The sequence below is a fragment of the Mesorhizobium sp. M1B.F.Ca.ET.045.04.1.1 genome (genome assembly GCF_003952465.1).
Taxonomy (GTDB): Bacteria; Pseudomonadota; Alphaproteobacteria; order Rhizobiales; family Rhizobiaceae; genus Mesorhizobium; species Mesorhizobium shonense.
This window is the reverse complement of sequence record NZ_CP034448.1, coordinates 3,597,265-3,615,090: the sequence shown is the minus strand read 5'-3', so window position 1 is coordinate 3,615,090 and position 17,826 is coordinate 3,597,265. Positions and strand designations below refer to the sequence as shown.

Below are 17,826 nucleotides of genomic sequence, written 5' to 3'. Positions count from 1 at the left end.
AATGCGCCCGGCCGGCCCCTAGGCCGCCTTGGAGGCGACACCCGCAACGCGGGCGTCCAGCACGTCCATCACCGTGTCGTAGGCCTGTGCCATTGGCGCGATCGCCTCGGCCAAGCCGTCGAAACGCTGCCGCGCCATGGCGCGGGCGAGCTTGAACTGCATGACCTTGGCGCCATCGGCAATGTCGCCAGCGGCTTGCGCCGCCTCGGCCAGGCAGGTTTCGCCATGCTGCCCCAGCCATTCGAGATGACTGCCGAGGAGCTCGAAATTCGCGCCGACCTGCCGCAGCGTGTTGAAGGCGTAGGTATGGAAATAGTCCGGCGACCGGCTCGCCAACGTTTCGGCGTGATGGCCGAACGCAGCCGCATAGGCGGCGAGCGGATTGCGCTTCGGCCGCCGCTTGAGGTGATGAGCGAGCAGCGCCGCCGCGGTCCCGATCGCGTCACGGGCCGGCCGCGTGGCGTCGAACTTCACGAACTCCGCGTAAGGAAACAGCGGCGGGCCGCCGGCCGGCACATCGTCCCATTGCCCGAAAATGCCGTCATAGTCTTCGCCCTCGAGCGCGAAGTAGCCGTCATTGTGGAAGTAGCGCATCTGCCGCCGCTCGGGATCGAGCGCGTTGATGCCGACCGTGGTCTTGGAATGGCCGCTGCGATAGGTGATGCCCTTGGTGTCGGGCAGGTGGAAGGCGTCGACCTCGACCAGCGGCAGCCGGCCGAGTTCGACCTGGGCCAGCACATGCGTCTCCAGCCTGTCGAAGATCGCCAGTTCCTGTATGTCCAGCCCGGCCAGCCTCTGCAGATCGGCGGTCGGGAACTTGAAGAAGGTAAACTGATCACCCTCGAAATCCTGCGCCACGGTGAAGCCGAGCGCTGCGACCGGATCGTGGCCGGTCGCGTGCAGAACCTCGATCAGGAGATCGACATAGCAGTTGGTCTGCGGCCAGCGCCGTTCGGCATCGTGCAGCCGGTGCGGCCGGTAGCTGGCCGGGTCGAGGCCGGCGATGGCGCTGCGCATATCAGACGTCCCACAGCACGTCGCGGACCGCCGCCGGCCAGGCCGCGGCGTCCGGCCCGTGATGGCGGAACAGGGCCAGCGCCACGCGCTCCAGCCCGAAGCCGACGCAGGCCGAATGGCAGAGCTCCCCGTCGGCGAACTTCAGGCCCCAGGTTCGGCCAAAATGATCCTGATGATAATTGAAGCTCAGACAGGCGGTCGGCTTCTCGATGCTGGTCACCGGGATCAGCAGCTCGAATTTCAAGCCCTGGTCGCGCTGATTGTTGGCCATCATCTTGCCGCCGCGGCCGAAGAACGGATCGTTGGCGAGATCGACCTCGCAGGGAAGCTCGAGCGACTCGATCATCGCCTTGCCACGCTTCAGCCAGCTTTCGCGGAACGAGCGCACCTGCTCGGCCGTGCCGATCTTGACGAATTCGCGCATGCGGAAGAGCTGCATGCGCGCCGGATCCTTCGACGGCTCATGGCGGAAGCAATACGAGGAGAGTTCGAAAAGCAGGCCCTGCGCCGGCACCGGGCCGCGCGCAGCGACGGTGGGATAGAGCGGGTAGCAGGCGGCCGGTGTCAGCGCGACGTCAGTCGCCTTCTGCAGCTCCGTCCAGTCCCCGCCATCCGCCATCATGCCGAGCAGTTGCACATGCTCGCGCTCGCCGCCCATGAAGGAATGCACACAGCCGGCAAGCTGCGGAAAGCTCTTCATGTAGCCGCTCTTCTCCAGCGTCGCGCGGCTCATGCCCGGCGGAAAATGGATGCGGGTGGCCTTGTCTGGCGCGCCGAGCCGGGTGACGAGACGCTCGAACCGCTCGATCACTTCCTCGAATGCGCCCGAACGGCCATAGAGGCCGTCGATGCCGGATTCGAACAGGATGCCGTTCTCGAACAGGCTGTCGAGCAGCGACTTGGCATCGAATGTCTTGGCGTCCATCTCTCAGCCCCCCAGGCCAGTGTCGAAGCGGCTCATCAGCATGAGCGTCGCGGTATTCGAAAGGATGCGGTCGTTGGAGATCATCACCGGCGCCGAGGTCACATCGCGCAAGTGCCGGCCGACGCTGAACGGGGTGCCGTTCTTGTAGCCGAGGATGCCGTTGACCAGCATGGCGAGACGCACCACGGCGCCCGCCTTCTCGCTGGCCGCGACCTTCAGCGCGTTGATCTCGGCGGCGAAGCCGATCGAAGACAGCGCGTCGTCGTCGCCACTGGCCGCTTCGAAGCGGCGGATGGCGGCCGTCAGGTGCCCTTTCATCTCCTGCAAAAGGGCGGCCGCCTCGGCGAGCCTCAGCGCGCCCGGCGGCATGGCGTCGGGCTGCTTGCGCGCTGCCGCCTTGACGAAGGCCTGCGCCCGGTTGAAGGCGTCGGCGGCGATGCCGAACCAGGTCGCCGCCCAGAAGATGTGCGAGCTGGCGAGCATCGACTGCGCCGCGATCTCCGAGAACGGCTTGGGGAATATCTGCGCCGCGTCACCCGTGGCGACCAGGTGAAAGCCATCGGAGCAGGTGCCGCGCATGCCGAGCGTATCCCACACCGACGTGCGTTCCAGCGTGCGGTTGGCATCGGCCGGGATCACCACCATGACCTGATCGGAGCTTGCCGCATCGGGGGCGCGCCGCGCCGTGGCGAGGATGGCGTCGGCATAGTTGCCGTAGGAGATGACGGTGGCTTCCTTGGTCAGCGCGAAGCGCCCGCCGGCAACCTCGACGGCGCAGATCGAATTGCGCAGATTGCCGCCGATGCCGGCCTCGGTCGTCGCGGAAGCCATCAGAAGCTGCTCGTCGGCAATGCGCCGCATATAGGCTCGGTGCCAATCGCTGGCGCCGCCATGAGTGACGAAGCTCGACGTCTTGATCTGGTGCATTGCATAGATCATCGCGCTCGAGCCGCAGGCCTGGCCGAGCTGGACGATGAGATCGGCGATTTGCATCGTGCCGAGCCCCTCGCCGCCATGTTCGATCGGGATCGCCACGCCGAGCAGGCGCTCGCGCTTCAGCGCCTCGACCGTTTCGGCCGGAAAACGGCCTTCCTTATCGACGGTATCGGCATTGCCGGCGGCGATCTCGGCGACGCGGCGCATGCGCTCGGTTGCGGCTTCCGGCGCCTGCGCGAGCGGAGCCGCTTCTATCTTCCTCAACACGTTCATGGCTACGCCGCCTTGCGCGTCAATTGCGAAACGGCGTCCGCGATGCTGGCGAGCGAAGAGAAGGTGCGCCGCGTCAGCATCGTCTCGGGGAATTCGATGTCGAACTCCTCTTCGAGCGCCAGCATCATCTGGACCGAGGCGAAGGAAGTCAGCCCCGCGTCGTAGAGATTGGCGTCGTCGGCGAGCGCGCCGAAATTCACTGGAATCATCGGATGCTGCTCGAGCAGCGAGCGAATATGGTCGATCATGGATAGCCCACCCTGGTGCATGTTCAGGCGGGAAACATCGCAGAGGCAGAGCAACCGTGACGTTAACGGCGCCGGGCAGTTTCAACCATGGCTAAGGATCGGTAACGGCCCGCGCTACAATTTTAATAGGCACTCGCCGGCGATGTCTGCTTTCAGCCGGTGGAACAGCCGATCCCTAAGATCAAGATAAGGTGCATTGCGGCCAATCGGTTCCGGCGTCGGCCACTCGCAGATCGATTTGTGACGCCGGTATCGGGAAGTGATCGGGCCCGCCGGGATTCGGCCTTATTTTAAGCAATTCTAATGGAAAGCAGACCCAGTTGGGGTACACTCGCGACTTGAAGCGCGTCGTGTTCGAACCGCCTTTTGTGAGGCGCTCCACTGTCTTGTTTTTAAGCATGTGGCAAACGCGGGGCATTCTTGGGCGACATGTTCTGGAAACGGTTGCGCCAATGCTGCTCGAGCGAGAGGGACCTCTCAAAACTTTGCTGGCAACCGCGACCAGCGCTGCCGAGGGTCGGGGCGGCATGGTGCTGCTCGAAGGCGAGGCCGGGATAGGCAAAACTGCGCTGCTGCAGGAATTCGCCGGGCGGGCGGGCGCAGGCTGCCGGGTGCTCTGGGGCTGGTGCGAGGCGCTGTTCACACCGCGGCCGCTCGGTCCCCTGCAGGACATGGCGCAGGCTCTCGACCCCGAGGTCGCGGCGTTGCTCGACCAGGGGGCCGCGCCGGAGCGGCTCTTTCCCGCGCTGCTAAGCGCGCTGCAGCACGCCAAGGGAACGACTGTGCTCGTTTTCGAGGACGTGCATTGGGCGGATAACGCGACGCTCGATCTCATCCGATATCTCGGCCGGCGCATCTCCGTGCTTCACGCCATGCTGGTGCTCAGCGCGCGCAGCGACGAACTGGTCGCCGACCATCCGCTCACGCATATAAGGGGCGACCTGCCGGCGGCATCACTGACCCGCATATCGTTGAAGCCGCTTTCGCCCCAGGGGGTCATGACCCTCGCCGAGCAGTCGGACCGCGCCGGCGCAGATCTTTACCAGATCACGGGGGGCAACCCCTTCTTCGTCTCCGAGCTTCTGGCGAGCAGCGAGGCGGAACCGGGACATGTTCCGGATTCGATACGCGACGCGGTGTGGTCGCGGCTGTCGCGCCTGACGGGCGGCGAGCGCGAGGTGCTGGAGATGATGAGCATCGAGCCGGGCAGCGTGGAGCCGTGGCTGATCCGCGCCCTTCTCGGCGCCAAGGCGGACGCGCTCGTCGACCGCTGCGTGGCCCGCGGATTGTTGCGGCGGGACGCTCTCGGCGCCCTGACCTTCCGCCACGAGCTTGCCAGGCAGGCGACGCTCGAGCGGCTGTCGCCCAGCCTTCAGCGGTCGCTTCATGGCAAGGTGGAGGCAGCGATAGCAGGGCTTCCGGCGGCGCAGGCAAGCGCCCAGCTTGCACGCCGGGTGCACCACGCCGCCGCCGCCGATAACGGGGCGCGGGTCCTCGACCTCGCGCCGCAGGCAGCAGAGCAGGCTGCGCGCCTGGGCGCGCATCGTGAAGCCGCCGCGCATTTGGCGACGGCGCTCCGATACATCGCGCAGGCGCCGCCGGCCGAGGCCGCTCAGCTTTACGAATCCTGGGCCTACGAGGCCGGACTGGCGCTGCAGGTCTATGACACGATCATCGAGGCGCGGCACAACGCTATTCAGATCTGGCGCGAACATGGCCGTCCAGACAAGGTCAGCCTCAACCTGCGCAGCCTTTCGAGGCTGCATTGGCGCCGCGGCGAGGGCGAGCAGGCGGAGCACTTCGCCAACGAGGCGGTGAGCGAGGTGGAGAACCTGCCGCCCGGGCCGGAACTGGCGATGGCCTACAGCACCTGCTCGCAGTTGCATATGCTGCACTATCGCTTCGACGAGGCGATTGAGTGGGGCCTGCGCGCGATCACCCTGGCCGACCGGCTGGGCGAGGTCGAAACGCGCGTCCATGCCTTGAACAATGTCGGCACGTCGCTTTTGTTCGACGACAGACCGGGCGGTCGCGAACGAATGGAGGAAAGCCTGGCGCTCGCGCTCGAGCACGGGTTCCACGACCATGCGGCGCGAGCCTACACCAACTATGCCGAATATGCGGTAGTGTCCAAGGACTTCGCGCTCGCCGAGCGGCTGCTCTCCGAAGGCATCGTGTTCGCCGCCCGGCATGACCTCGATTCGCCGGCGCAGTACCTGCTCGGCAGGCAGGCACAGCTTCGCATGGAACAGGGCCGCTTTCGCGACGCCGAGACCATAGCGCAGGGCGTGATGAAACTGGAACGCCTGCCGGTGGTCATGCACCTGCCGGCGCTCACCGTGCTTGGCAGGGTGCGCGTGCGGCTGGGCGAAGGAGGCGGCCCTGCCCTGTTGCAGCAGGCTCTGGAGGAGGGACTGCCGACCGGCGAACTGCAACGCATCGTGCCGGTCCGTATGGCGCTGACAGAGGCCGCCTGGCTTGCCGAGGACCGCGCGGCCGGCCACGAGCAGCTGACGGCGCTGGCCGCGATGGACCTCGCCAATTTCCGCCCTTCCGACCTCGGTGAACTGGCTGTCTGGTGGCGGCGATGCGGGATGGAGGAGCCGCTGCCGGCGCCGACGACACGCATTCCGTGGCGGCGCGCGGTCGAACTTGGCGGCGATCCGTCGACAGCGGCCAAGGAATGGGAGCGCCTGGGCCTCCCCTACGAGGCGGCGCTTGCGCTGATGCAGGTGCGGGGTGCCGATGCCCCGACGGCCTTGGCGAGCGCCGTGACAAGGCTGGAGGCGATCGAGGCGCGCCCCGCCGCGATGCTGGCACGCAAGCTGGCGCAGCGCCTGGGCATCGCCGGCCGGCTGCCGAAGATGCGCCGGGGGCCGTACACGGCCGCCCGCCAGCACCCGCTCGGCCTGACGCAGCACGAGCAGCAGGTGCTCGCGCTGATCGCGGAGGGCAAGAGCAACAAGGAGGTCGCCCGGACCCTGTCGCGATCGCCGCGCACGGTCGAGCACCAGGTTTCGGCAGTGCTCGGCAAATTCAACGCCGCCAACCGGATGGAAGTGCTGCTCAGGCTGCGCGGAGAGCCGTGGCTGCTCTCCACCGCCGCACCCTGATCCCGCGAAATTAGGATGGCGACAGCCGAAATTTGGGTGATCGTACCGATGTGCGCGAAGACGGCGGCGCGTAGGCTCAAGTCGGCTGATATCCCAGGCAGGGCGCCTGTCCGGGAGTTCGCTGAACCGAAGGGAGAGATAGCGATGACCAGACGTTTTAGCGCATTTGCATTTGCGCTGCTCGCTGCAACGGGTGGCGCGGCGGCATCGGAACTGGTGCCGGGCAGCGGCCACAGCATCCAGCTCGGCAGCTTCAGCGGCGCCGTCTATTACACGATCGAGCAGGACGGCTACCGGGTCGTCGCGACCATGGCTTCCGGGGCCGAGCAGCAGCCGGTCCGCGTCGTCTCCACGCTCGCGGCGGGCCAGCGCATGATGATCTCCGTGCCGCAGGCCGTCGGCCAACCGTCGATCGATTTCGAAATATTGCGCGACGGCAAGGCGCTGCTCGTCAGCGACCCGAACTTCGTTCCGGCCACCGCCGCGGAGAACGACCTGACGCTGGATAGCGCGGAGCCGGTCAAGACGTCCGCCACCGCGCCCTGAATCGGGCGGTCGGCACAGTTGGGGGCGCCCATTCCGTCGTCCTGGGTAGCTTGCTGCAGACGGTTGTCCTGGCTTCCGCTGTCCTGAGCTTCGCGGCCGGCGTAGGCGCGGCGGGGCAGGATGTCGCCGGAAAGTTCTACAGGGTCGTGGACGGCAAGGTCGATGCGCGGACCTATAACGGTTTCAGGCGTTATCATGCGGGCTGCGACCGCTGCCACGGCCCTGACGGCGTGGGGTCGACCTTCGCGCCGTCCCTGGTCAGCCGGCTGCCCGATATCGAATCCTTCCGGCGCGCCGTGCTCAGCGGTCGTGCCGACGGCGGCTCGGTGATGAAAGGCTTCGCCGGCGACCCCAACTTCGCGCCCTATGTGGACGATATCTATGCCTATCTGCAGGCCCGCGCCGACGGCTCGCTCGGCCGCGGCCGGCCTGGCAGACTGCAGCCGTAGAAAGCCGTTTCGCCGCGACTGCCACGCCCCGGCCGCGGCAGTGCGGACTATGCCGCCAATGCGCCCGACTTCTTGGCCGTCCAGGTGGCGATGTAGTCCATCAGGCCGGGGTTGAGGCAGTCATAGGGTTCGAGCCCGATCGACTTCAGCTGGCCGCGGATGCCGGCCATGCGGCTCGGGTCGACGCCGGATTCGATGATCGACGACACGAAGGCGGCAAAGCCCGGCGGCGACCAGCCGTCCTCCTCGAAGCGCTCCGGATGGATGAAGGACAGGCCCTTGAAGGGATGGTCGCGCTCGACCGGGCCGTACATGTGCACGCCGCAGCCGGTGCAGGCATGGCGCTGGATCAGCGCGGCCGGGTCGACCACCTTCAGCTTGTCGCCGTTCTCGGTGACGGTGACGTCGCCGGTGCCGGCAACGGCAACCACCGAGAAGATCGCGCCGTCCGGCTTCCAGCATTTGGTGCAGCCGCAGGCATGGTTGTGGGCGATCTGGCCCTTGACCTTCACCTTCACCGGATTGCTGGTGCAGAGGCAAACCAGCGTGCCGCCCGAGAAGCTCGCGCTTTCCTTCGGCAGGCCGTTGTCGATCGAGTGATGCAGTTTTTCCGCCATTCCTACTTCCTCCCATGTTGACCACAGAGGTCGCGGGCATGATGGCCCGCGGCCGGTGGCATTGCTTCAGTAAACCACGACGCTGCGGATCGACTTGCCCTCATGCATGAGGTCGAAGCCCTTGTTGATGTCGTCGAGCGTCAGCGTATGCGTGATCATCGGGTCGATCTGGATCTTCTTTTCCATGTACCAGTCGACGATCTTCGGCACGTCGGTGCGGCCGCGCGCGCCGCCGAAGGCGGTGCCCATCCAGCTGCGGCCGGTGACCAGCTGAAACGGCCTGGTCGCGATCTCCTGGCCGGCGCCGGCAACGCCGATGACGACCGACTTGCCCCAGCCGCGATGCGAGGCCTCCAGCGCCTGGCGCATCACCTTGGTGTTGCCGGTGCAGTCGAAGGTGTAGTCGGCGCCGCCGATCTGGTCGGCGCCGCGCTTGGTCATGTTGACCAGGTACGGCACGATGTCGCCGTCGATCTCCTTCGGATTGACGAAATGCGTCATGCCGAACTTCTCGCCCCAGGCCTTCTTGTCGTTGTTGACATCGACGCCGATGATCATGTCGGCGCCGGCAAGGCGAAGCCCCTGGATGACGTTCAAGCCGATGCCGCCGAGGCCGAAGACGACCGCCGTGGCGCCCTGCTCGACTCGTGCCGTGTTGATGACCGCGCCGATGCCGGTGGTCACGCCGCAGCCGATGTAGCAGATCTTGTCGAAGGGGGCGTCGGGATTGACCTTGGCGACCGCGATCTCGGGCAGCACGGTGAAGTTGGAGAAGGTCGAGCAGCCCATATAGTGAAACAGCTTTTCGCCATTGACCGAGAAGCGCGAGGTGCCGTCGGGCATCAGGCCTTGCCCTTGGGTGGCGCGGATGGCGGTGCACAGATTGGTCTTCCTCGACAGGCAGGACGGGCACTGCCGGCATTCGGGCGTGTAGAGCGGGATGACGTGGTCGCCCTTCCTGACCGAGGTCACGCCCTTGCCGACATCGACGACGATGCCGGCGCCCTCATGGCCGAGGATGGCCGGAAAGATGCCTTCCGGATCGGCGCCCGAGAGCGTGAACTCGTCGGTGTGGCAGATGCCGGTCGCCTTGACCTCGACCAGCACCTCGCCGTCGCGCGGGCCCTCGAGGTCCACCTCCATGATCTCCAGCGGCTTTCCGGCGCCAACGGCAACTGCGGCTCGCGTTTTCATGAGGCATTCCTCCCAAGGCAGTCGAAGAATTCCGTGCTCGGCGGGCTTGAGGCTCGCTCGCAACAAATGTCCGTTTTCTGGCCGTCGTGAGGTCGCGATAATCGAACGATCCACCTCATAAGTCTATTCTACCAAGGTACCCCGGCCCGCAACCGCGTCGAGGCAGCCGCGCTATGGACGCGGCGCTGATCTTGAAGATCAGTTCGGAGCTTTTTGCGCACGTTCGGGAAGCCGTGACCCGTTTGGTCGCCGATCTCCCTGGCACGGGCAAATTGGACTAAAGCAGAAGCGACGAGCCAGCCTGCAAGGTTTGATAAATCCAGCACTTCCGCTAAGTTCGCCACGGGCACCTTGGCTTGGCGCCGGTCCGACACGATCGGGCTTCTGCGCAAGAACGGGTATGGCTATCGATGACGAGCGCGGTGCCGAGCACTCTTGCGGCCTTTTTGTGCTTTCTTTTCCTGACCGCCAACATTTCCGGGGCGGCAGGCCAGGAAGAGGCGGGCAAACAACCGACGGCAACGGCCGGGGCTGAAAAAAAGATCACTGAAATCAAGATCGGCTACCTGCGGGCCTACGCCCCGCGACTGACGCTTTCCCTGCTCGACGTGCCGCCGCGTGACGAAGGCGTCGCGGGTGCCAATGTCGCTATCGGCGACAACAACACGACCGGGAAGTTCATCAATCAGAAGTTCAGCCTGGACGTTGCCGAGATAAAGCCGGAATCCGACGCGGTTCAGGCATTCGGCGACCTCATCGCCAAAGGCGATCGCTATGTGGTCGCCGACCTCTCGGCCAAGCAGTTGCTGTCGATCGCCGATATCGCACGCGACAAGGGCGTGCTGATCTTCAACATCGGCGCCACCGACGACAGGCTGCGCGAGGAGGACTGTCGCATAAACGTTTTCCATATCGCGCCGACGCGCAGCATGCTGGCCGACGCGCTGGCGCAGTATCTCATGGTGAAGAAATGGCCGAACTGGGTGCTGCTCTATGGTTCGCATGAGCAGGACCATCTCTATGCCGACGCGTTGCGCCGCGCGGCAACCCGTTTCGGCGGCCAGATCGTCGCCGAGAAGGAGTTCAAGGACACCGGCACAGCCAGGCGTACCGACACCGGCGCCACGCAGATCCAGCAGCAGATCTCCGTCTTCACGCAGGATCTGCCGGAGCACGATGTGGTGCTGGTCGCCGATGAGAGCGAGGTGTTCGGGACTTACGTCCCCTACCGCACCTGGACGCCGCGGCTTGTCGCAGGCACGGCCGGTCTCGTGGCATTGTCATGGCACCCCGCCAGCGAGCAATGGGGCGGCATCCAGATGCAAAGTCGCTTCCTGAGGACGATGGGCCGGCGAATGCTGTCCAAGGACATGTCGGCCTGGACGGCCGTGCGGGCCGTCGGCGAAGCCACCACGCGCACGAATGGCGACGATCCGAAAAAGATCAGCGATTACATCCGCTCGGACGATTTCTCGGTCGCCGCCTTCAAGGGACAGAAGCTGACCTTCCGCAAATGGAACCTCCAGCTTCGCCAGCCGATCCTGCTTGGCGATACCAAGTCGGTCGTCTCGACCTCGCCGCAAGAGGGCTATCTCCACCAGGTTTCCGAGCTCGACACGCTCGGCGTCGATCAGCCGGAGACGAAATGCGCCCTTAAGTAGAAAGCAATCGGGAGGAATTTCGGTGCAAGGACGAGCTTGTGCACTCGCCATTCTCGCGACCGGCTTCATGGCGGGTCCGGCGTGGGCCTATACGGCCTATGTCTCCAACGAGAAGGACAATACGATGACCGTCGTCGATACGGCGACCATGCAGGTGGTAAAGACCGTCGACGTCGGCCAAAGACCGCGCGGCATCACCATTTCGCACGACGGCAAGTTCATCTATCTGTGCGCCAGCGACGACAATATGATCCAAATCATCGACACCGCGACGCTGCAGGTCGTTGGCACGCTGCCCTCCGGCGACGATCCCGAATTGTTCGTGCTTTCGCCCGACGGCAAGACGCTCTACGTCGCCAATGAAAACGACAATCTGGTCACCGCGATCGACGTCGACAGCAAGGAAGTCAAGACCGAGATTCCGGTTGGCGTCGAACCGGAAGGCATGGCCGTCAGCCCGGACGGCAAGACCATGGTCAACACCTCGGAGACCACCAGCATGGCGCACTTCATCGACACCGAGAGCCATGAGGTAACCGACAACGTGCTGGTCGACACGCGCCCGCGCTTCGCCGCGTTCAAGCCCGACGGATCGCAGATCTGGGTAAGCGCCGAAGTCGGCGGCACCGTCAGCGTCATCGATAACGCCAAGCGCCAGGTCGTGAAGAAGATCAGGTTCGCGATTGCGGGATTGAGGGCAGAAACCATTCAGCCGGTAGGCATCGCCATCAGCGCCGACGGCAAGAAGGCCTATGTCGCGCTCGGCCCGGCGAACCATGTCGCGGTGATCAACACGCAAAGCTACGAGGTGGAAAAGTACATCCTCGTCGGCCAACGCGTCTGGCATCTGGACTTCACCCCCGATCAGAAAACACTGATCACCACGAACGGCAATTCCAACGACATCACTTTCATCGACACTGCGACCGACGAGCCGGTTCAGTCGGTCACCGTCGGCCAGCAACCCTGGGGCGTGGTCATATCGCCCCAATAGAGCGCAGTCGGGAAGCCGAGGACCTGCAACTGAAGCCAAAGGCAATCGAGCGCGCTAGATAAAGGGCACGGCCTGAAGGAGCCATCCATGCAGCATGTCAGGACGGGGGCAGCGGGAGATGAAGTGGCGGCGCTCGACGTCGCCGGCGTCAGCCATTCCTATGGTCCCAAGCGGGCGCTCAACGACGTCACTTTTTCGATCGCACCGGCGACTTTCACTGCCCTGCTCGGCCTCAATGGTGCCGGCAAGACAACTCTGTTCTCGTTGATCAGCCATCTCTACAACACGCGCCGGGGATCGATCCGCATCTTCGGCCATGACGTCAGCCGTGCTTCCGGCGAGGCGCTCAGGCGTGTCGGCATCGTGTTTCAGGCACGTACGCTCGATCTCGACCTCAGCGTCTACCAGAACCTCTCCTATCACGCCTCGCTGCATGGCATCAGCGGACGCGAAGCCCGGCAGCGTATCGCCACTCTGCTTGAAACGGTCGACATGCAGGGTCGCGAGCATGACAAGGCCCGTTCTCTCTCCGGCGGCCAGATGCGGCGCATCGAAATCGCCAGGGCGCTGCTCCACCGCCCTTCCTTGCTGCTGCTCGACGAGGCGACGGTCGGTCTCGACATCCAGTCGCGCGCGGGCATTCTTGCCACCATCCACAAGCTGGTCGAAACCGACGGCATCGGCGTGCTTTGGGCCACCCATTTGATCGACGAGGTTGACGACGGCGACCACGTCGTCGTGCTGCGTCAGGGCGACCTGGTCGCCAAGGGCAAGGTGGCCGACGTCGTCAAGGCAAGCGGCGCGGGTTCGATCGGCGACGCCTTTTCGAGGCTCAGCCGCAGCGAAGCGGCCGGCATTGCGGAGATCTCGCCATGAGCGCTTCCGCAATGCCGGAAAAGGTCGCCGCCGTCACGCCGGCGACCTCCGGCGCGTTCGGCCTTCGTCACTATCTCATCTGCCTGAAAGGTGTCGTCGTACGGGAATGCCTGCGCTTCCTGCATCAACGCGAGCGCTTCATCTCCTCGCTGGTTCGACCGCTCGTCTGGCTGTTCATTTTTGCCGCCGGATTCCGCCAGGTGCTCGGCGTCTCGATCATCCCGCCCTACAAGACCTACGTGCTCTACGAAGTCTACATCACGCCCGGCCTGTGCGGCATGATCCTGCTGTTCTCGGGCATGCAGTCTTCGCTGTCGATGGTTTACGACCGCGAGATGGGCAATATGCGCATCCTGCTTGTCAGCCCATTTCCGCGTTGGTTCCTGCTGCTGTCGAAGATGCTCGCCGGCGTTGCCGTTTCGATCGCGCAGGTTTACGCGTTCCTGATCGTTGCCTGGTTCTGGGGCGTCAAGGCGCCGCCGCTCGGCTATTTGTTCGTGCTGCCGGCGCTGTTCCTGTCGGGCATGATGCTTTGTGCGCTCGGCATGCTTTTGTCCTCGATGATCAAGCAGCTCGAAAACTTCGCCGGCATCATGAACTTCGTCATCTTTCCCGGCTATTTCGCTTCTCCGGCGCTCTACCCTTTGTGGCGTATCCAGGAAGCGAGCCCGCTTCTTTACAAGCTCTGCCTCGCCAACCCCTTCACCTATGCCGTCGAACTGATCCGCTTCGCCTTCTACGGGCAGGTCGATTGGGTGTCGCTGGGTGTCGTGGCCGGCTGCACGCTGCTGTTCCTGGGAGGCGCCATCATCGCTTATGACCCTTCGCGCGGCCTGATGACCCGCAAACAGGGCACGGGAGGAAACGGTTGATGGAACGGATGGGCCTTGTTCGCAGCCTGGTTGCGGCTGCCGTGCTCCTACCGCACGCCAGCGCCATGGCCGCGAATACCGATCCGGACTGGCCCTGTGTGCAGCGCAAGGTGCCGCAACTCTCGCTCGGCCAGGTCTGGAACGGACCGGACCTTCCACCAGCGGCGAAGGACTGGTCGGAGGACCCTTCGGTCTCCGCTTTGGTCGAGGAGGTGGCGGCTCGCAGGCTGCCGATTGCAGACGCGCAGAAGAAGATCAGGGATTTTGCGGCCTCGGTGCCGGCCGAGCAGCTTGCGCCGAAAATGGCGATGCTCGAGCAGGGCATGTTCGACCACATGGACGCCGAGCGTTCGCACGTGATTTCCGGCATTTCCCGCTACGCCCACAGGCAGCTCGAAATGGCAGCCGAATTGCGCAAGCAAGCGTCCGATGTCGATGCCTTGCGTGCAAAACCCGACGCGGATCAGGACGAGGTCGAGCGGCGGACAGACCAACTGAATTTCGCCACGCGAATCTTCAACGAGCGAGCGCAATCGCTGACTTACGTCTGCGATGTGCCGACGATAATCGAGCAGCGGCTTTATCAGCTGTCCAAGACTGTCTCGGAAACGCTTGCCCCGAAGAAATAGTCCGTCAGGATCCCCGGCCGGGCAGCACACGCCAGCGCTGAACGACATAGCCAGGATGTGTCTCCAGCCAATGGGCGACCAGCGGCTGCGCCTGCATGAAGGCCACCCCGGGATTCATGGCCAGGCCGTCCGCCATTTCCTCGCGTTGCTCGCAAGTCTGCGGCGCCGCCGTCATGCAGACCATCATCACGATCGTATAAAGCATTGCCCCTTCCCCTTCGAATTCCCGAACCCCACGCCCGGGCGCATAGCGATTTGCATGCAGGGTTGGCTGCCCATCCGTCTAGCCGCGAGTGTGAAGCGCCTGCCCCTGCCCTTCTATGCAGCAACATAACATGAGGGCCGGCCGACCACCATCGGCGGCGACGATTGTCCACGCCCCTTCTCGGATCTTTTCGCATGATCGCGGTGGCCGATATATGAGGCGTTTCACTCCGGTCGTTTTCCGGTTGCCATCGCTTGTTGCCTCGGTGCTGCTTCATTCGCTTCGGCGTGTGGATACAGTTTGCCGAACAGGGGCAGGTATGTTGCGCCCCTGCGCATCAGGAAATCGTTGAAGGTCGCCATCGCCGGCGAGATCACGTGATCGGTGCGCATCACCGAAAACCATTGCCGGCGGATCGGCATGCCGACCACGTCGAGAATGACGAGCCGGCCCGCTTCCGTTTCCGCGGCAATGGTGTGGGCGGAGATGAAGGCGATGCCGAGACCTGCCATCACCGCCTGCTTGATCGTCTCGTTCGAGCCCATCTCGACGCCGAGATCGTCGATCCGGCCAGGCACGTCGCTCAGGAATATCTCCAGCGAGATGCGCGTGCCCGAGCCCGGCTCGCGAATGATGAAATGCTCCTCGGCGATCCTTTGCTTGGAAATGTCGCGTGCCGACGCCAGCGGGTGTTCGGGCGGCGCGATGATGACCAGCGGGTGATCGCCGAAGACCGAAGCGCGCACCGAGACTTCCTTGGGCGGACGGCCCATCAGCGCGATGTCGATGTCGTGGTTCTTCAAACTATCGATCGTTTCGGCGCGATTGCCGATGGCAAGCCGCATGTCGATGTCGGGATGCTCCTTCATGAAGCCCGCCATGAGCCGCGGCGCGAAATATTTGGCGGTGGAAACGACGCCGAGCCTCAGGCTGCCGGTGCGCACGCCCTTGATGGCGTCCATCTCGTCGTCGAGCAGACGAAGCCGCTCCTCGATAGCCTGCGCCGCCTCGACGAAGGCCAGCCCTGCGGCGGTGGGACGCATGCCGTCCGACGTCCGGTCGAACAAGGCCAGCTGGAACTCCTCCTCCACCTGTCGCAACTGGATCGTCACCGCTGGAGGAGAGAGGCCTAACACCTTGGCCGCGCTGACGATTTTCCCGTGGCTGACGATTGCCTGAACGGTCTTGAATTGCTTAAGCGTGAGGTTCCTCATGCGACATACTAAATTATTTTTACTGCTCAGGTAAAGTTATTGAATTTTACTTAGCGCAGATCGTTTGGTTTCATCTCCCCATCCGGCCTCGAGGGATACGGCCGGACCGGGAGGCTACGATGCCAGCGGCAACGCTCGATGCTTTTCTGAACTCCTATCTCGGCGGCCCGCTTGACGAACGCCGCTCCGCGGTCGTGGCCACCGTCCGTCAGCTGACGCAGGCCGCCACCAAGGTCCGCAATGCCATCAACCAAGGGGTGCTCGGCACCGCTTTTGGAGGGACCCGCGGCACCAATGCAGACGGCGATGTCCAGACGGATCTCGACATCTTCGCCGACGAGATCTTCCTCGACGCAATGCGCCACGCTCCGGTCGCGCTCTATGCATCCGAGGAGCTGGAGCAGCCGGTCCTGCTCGACAGGAAAGCCCCCCTCGCCGTCGCCATCGACCCGCTCGACGGCTCTTCCAACATCGACACCAACGTGTCGATCGGAACGATTTTCTCGCTCCTCCCTGCGACTGGCGCGCCGGACGCCAATCCGGCCGCCTCTTTTTTGCAGGCGGGCGTGCGCATGCTGGGCGCCGGGTTCTTCATCTACGGGCCGCAGCTGGCTCTCGTTCTGTCGCTCGGCAGCGGCACGCACGTCTTCGTGCATTCGACGAGGCTGGGCACCTTCGTCCAGGCCTACGAAAGCCGGATCATCCCGGAGCGCACCCAGGAGTTCGCCATCAACGCCGCCAACTACCGCCACTGGGACGAGGCCGTGCGCCTCTATGTCGACGACTGTCTGGAAGGCACCGAAGGCCCACGGGAGAAGGACTTCAACATGCGCTGGATCGCTTCGCTTGCCGCCGACTGCTATCGCATATTGATGCGCGGCGGCGTGTTTCTGTATCCCGGCGACCAACGCAGGGGCTACCGCCAAGGCCGCCTTCGGCTCGTCTATGAGGCCAATCCGATTGCCTATCTGGTCGAACAGGCGGCCGGCGCGGCGACCGATACGATTACCCGCATCCTCGAAATCGAACCCGAGAGCCTGCATCAGCGCATACCCGTGGTCTTCGGATCCGCGCGCGAAGTCGCGCGGATCGCCCGCTACCACACCGAACCCAGCGCGATCGGCGAGCGTGCGCCGCTGTTCAGCCGCCGCGGACTTTTCAGGGCTTGAGCTGCATCATGTCGGCAAGGCATCCCATCATCACCATCACCGGATCGTCGGGCGCTGGCACAACCTCGGTCAAGCGCATCTTCGAGCTGATCTTCCGGCGCGAGAACATCGAGGCAGCCTTCATCGAAGGCGACGCCTTTCATCGCTACGACCGCGCGGCCATGAAGGTGGAGGTGGCCAAACAGGAAAAGGCAGGCAACCCGAACTTCACCCATTTCCATGCCGAGGCCAACGAGCTCGGGATCCTCGAGGGGGTTTTCGAGGAATATGGCCGCCGGGGAACCGGACGGACCCGCACCTATGTCCATGACGAGGACGAGGAGAAGCTATACGGCACGCCGCCCGGCAATTTCACCGAATGGCGCGAATTCGCCCCGAGCGACCTGCTCTTCTACGAAGGCCTGCATGGCTGCGTCGTCACCGACAAGATCGACCTGGCCAGGCATGCGGATCTCAAGATCGGCGTGGTGCCGGTCATAAATCTCGAATGGATCCAGAAGATCCATCGCGACCGCGCTACGCGCGGCTATTCCACCGAAGCGGTGATGGACGTGATCCTGCGCCGCATGCCGGACTATGTCCGCTATATCGTTCCGCAATTCTCGCAGACCGCGATCAACTTCCAGCGCGTGCCGATCGTCGACACGTCAAACCCGTTCATCGCACGCTGGATTCCGACCCCTGACGAATCGATGCTGGTCATCCGCTTCGCCAATCCTCGCGGCATCGATTTCCCTTACCTGCTTTCCATGATCCACGACTCCTTCATGTCGCGGCCGAATTCCATAGTGGTGCCGGGCAACAAGCTCGACCTTGCCATGCAGCTGATCCTGACGCCGCTCATCCTGCAATTGATCGAACGCAAGAAACGTGTGTCGTGAGGAGGAC

Annotated in this window: 18 protein-coding genes; 10 read left to right on the top strand and 8 right to left on the bottom strand. The window is 64.2% G+C overall.

Annotated features, from left to right (window positions below):
- Positions 1-18: 18 nt before the first annotated feature.
- From EJ071_RS17710 to EJ071_RS17695, 4 genes are all read right to left on the bottom strand, one after another.
- On the bottom strand, positions 19-1,017 hold the full coding sequence (locus EJ071_RS17710) for a DUF1839 family protein (protein WP_126098997.1): 999 nt from the start codon (positions 1,015-1,017) through the stop codon (positions 19-21).
- A 1-nt stretch (position 1,018) separates the two neighbouring features.
- The gene (locus EJ071_RS17705) at positions 1,019-1,942 is read right to left on the bottom strand and encodes an amino acid--[acyl-carrier-protein] ligase (protein WP_126098996.1); all 924 of its coding nucleotides are present in this window, start codon (positions 1,940-1,942) and stop codon (positions 1,019-1,021) included.
- Between the two features lie 3 nt (positions 1,943-1,945).
- A complete protein-coding gene (locus tag EJ071_RS17700; RefSeq protein WP_245460343.1) occupies positions 1,946-3,085 on the bottom strand; it encodes an acyl-CoA dehydrogenase family protein in 1,140 nt (379 codons plus the stop codon).
- Between the two features lie 68 nt (positions 3,086-3,153).
- The gene (locus EJ071_RS17695) at positions 3,154-3,399 is read right to left on the bottom strand and encodes an acyl carrier protein (RefSeq protein WP_126098994.1); all 246 of its coding nucleotides are present in this window, start codon (positions 3,397-3,399) and stop codon (positions 3,154-3,156) included.
- Between the two features lie 398 nt (positions 3,400-3,797).
- Here EJ071_RS17695 and EJ071_RS17690 point away from each other — a divergent pair, with 398 nt between their 5' ends.
- The 3 genes from EJ071_RS17690 to EJ071_RS17680 all read left to right on the top strand — a co-directional run bounded on the left by EJ071_RS17690 (position 3,798) and on the right by EJ071_RS17680 (position 7,507).
- Positions 3,798-6,512 (top strand): AAA family ATPase, encoded by a 2,715-nt coding sequence (locus EJ071_RS17690; RefSeq protein WP_348628161.1) that lies wholly within the window; start codon positions 3,798-3,800, stop codon positions 6,510-6,512.
- A 144-nt stretch (positions 6,513-6,656) separates the two neighbouring features.
- Complete coding sequence (locus EJ071_RS17685; protein WP_245460281.1) at positions 6,657-7,058, top strand: hypothetical protein; 402 nt, start codon at positions 6,657-6,659, stop codon at positions 7,056-7,058.
- Between the two features lie 50 nt (positions 7,059-7,108).
- The gene (locus EJ071_RS17680) at positions 7,109-7,507 is read left to right on the top strand and encodes a cytochrome C (protein ID WP_245460280.1); all 399 of its coding nucleotides are present in this window, start codon (positions 7,109-7,111) and stop codon (positions 7,505-7,507) included.
- Between the two features lie 47 nt (positions 7,508-7,554).
- Here the strand turns inward: EJ071_RS17680 and gfa are convergent, their stop codons facing one another.
- Positions 7,555-8,124 (bottom strand): S-(hydroxymethyl)glutathione synthase, encoded by a 570-nt coding sequence (gfa, locus tag EJ071_RS17675; protein WP_126098992.1) that lies wholly within the window; start codon positions 8,122-8,124, stop codon positions 7,555-7,557.
- 66 nt (positions 8,125-8,190) lie between these two features.
- Positions 8,191-9,318, bottom strand: a complete 1,128-nt coding sequence (locus EJ071_RS17670) for an S-(hydroxymethyl)glutathione dehydrogenase/class III alcohol dehydrogenase (protein ID WP_126098991.1) — start codon at positions 9,316-9,318, stop codon at positions 8,191-8,193.
- 410 nt (positions 9,319-9,728) lie between these two features.
- Between EJ071_RS17670 and EJ071_RS17665 the strand changes: the two genes are divergently transcribed.
- From EJ071_RS17665 to EJ071_RS17645, 5 genes are all read left to right on the top strand, one after another.
- Positions 9,729-10,979 carry an ABC transporter substrate-binding protein gene (locus EJ071_RS17665; protein WP_126098990.1) on the top strand — a complete coding sequence of 417 codons (1,251 nt, stop codon included), beginning with the start codon at positions 9,729-9,731 and terminating at the stop codon, positions 10,977-10,979.
- A 67-nt stretch (positions 10,980-11,046) separates the two neighbouring features.
- Positions 11,047-11,973 (top strand): PQQ-dependent catabolism-associated beta-propeller protein, encoded by a 927-nt coding sequence (locus EJ071_RS17660; RefSeq protein ID WP_245460342.1) that lies wholly within the window; start codon positions 11,047-11,049, stop codon positions 11,971-11,973.
- 87 nt (positions 11,974-12,060) lie between these two features.
- Positions 12,061-12,849 (top strand): ATP-binding cassette domain-containing protein, encoded by a 789-nt coding sequence (locus EJ071_RS17655; RefSeq protein WP_126098988.1) that lies wholly within the window; start codon positions 12,061-12,063, stop codon positions 12,847-12,849.
- Positions 12,850-12,860: 11 nt separating this feature from the next.
- Positions 12,861-13,721, top strand: coding sequence for an ABC transporter permease (locus tag EJ071_RS17650; RefSeq protein WP_189521550.1), 861 nt, complete (start codon positions 12,861-12,863; stop codon positions 13,719-13,721).
- Positions 13,721-14,350, top strand: coding sequence for a hypothetical protein (locus EJ071_RS17645; protein WP_126098986.1), 630 nt, complete (start codon positions 13,721-13,723; stop codon positions 14,348-14,350). The genes EJ071_RS17650 and EJ071_RS17645 overlap by 1 nt, the downstream gene beginning before the upstream one ends.
- A gap of 4 nt (positions 14,351-14,354) precedes the next feature.
- Here the strand turns inward: EJ071_RS17645 and EJ071_RS17640 are convergent, their stop codons facing one another.
- Positions 14,355-14,555, bottom strand: coding sequence for a hypothetical protein (locus tag EJ071_RS17640; RefSeq protein ID WP_126098985.1), 201 nt, complete (start codon positions 14,553-14,555; stop codon positions 14,355-14,357).
- A 224-nt stretch (positions 14,556-14,779) separates the two neighbouring features.
- Positions 14,780-15,769 (bottom strand): LysR family transcriptional regulator, encoded by a 990-nt coding sequence (locus EJ071_RS17635; protein ID WP_126098984.1) that lies wholly within the window; start codon positions 15,767-15,769, stop codon positions 14,780-14,782.
- A gap of 119 nt (positions 15,770-15,888) precedes the next feature.
- On the opposite strand from EJ071_RS17635, the gene EJ071_RS17630 reads away from it, so the two are divergent.
- The gene (locus EJ071_RS17630) at positions 15,889-16,938 is read left to right on the top strand and encodes a class 1 fructose-bisphosphatase (protein WP_126098983.1); all 1,050 of its coding nucleotides are present in this window, start codon (positions 15,889-15,891) and stop codon (positions 16,936-16,938) included.
- An 8-nt stretch (positions 16,939-16,946) separates the two neighbouring features.
- Positions 16,947-17,819: a phosphoribulokinase gene (locus tag EJ071_RS17625; protein ID WP_126098982.1), complete on the top strand. Its 873-nt coding sequence runs from the start codon at positions 16,947-16,949 to the stop codon at positions 17,817-17,819.
- Positions 17,820-17,826: the final 7 nt, after the last annotated feature.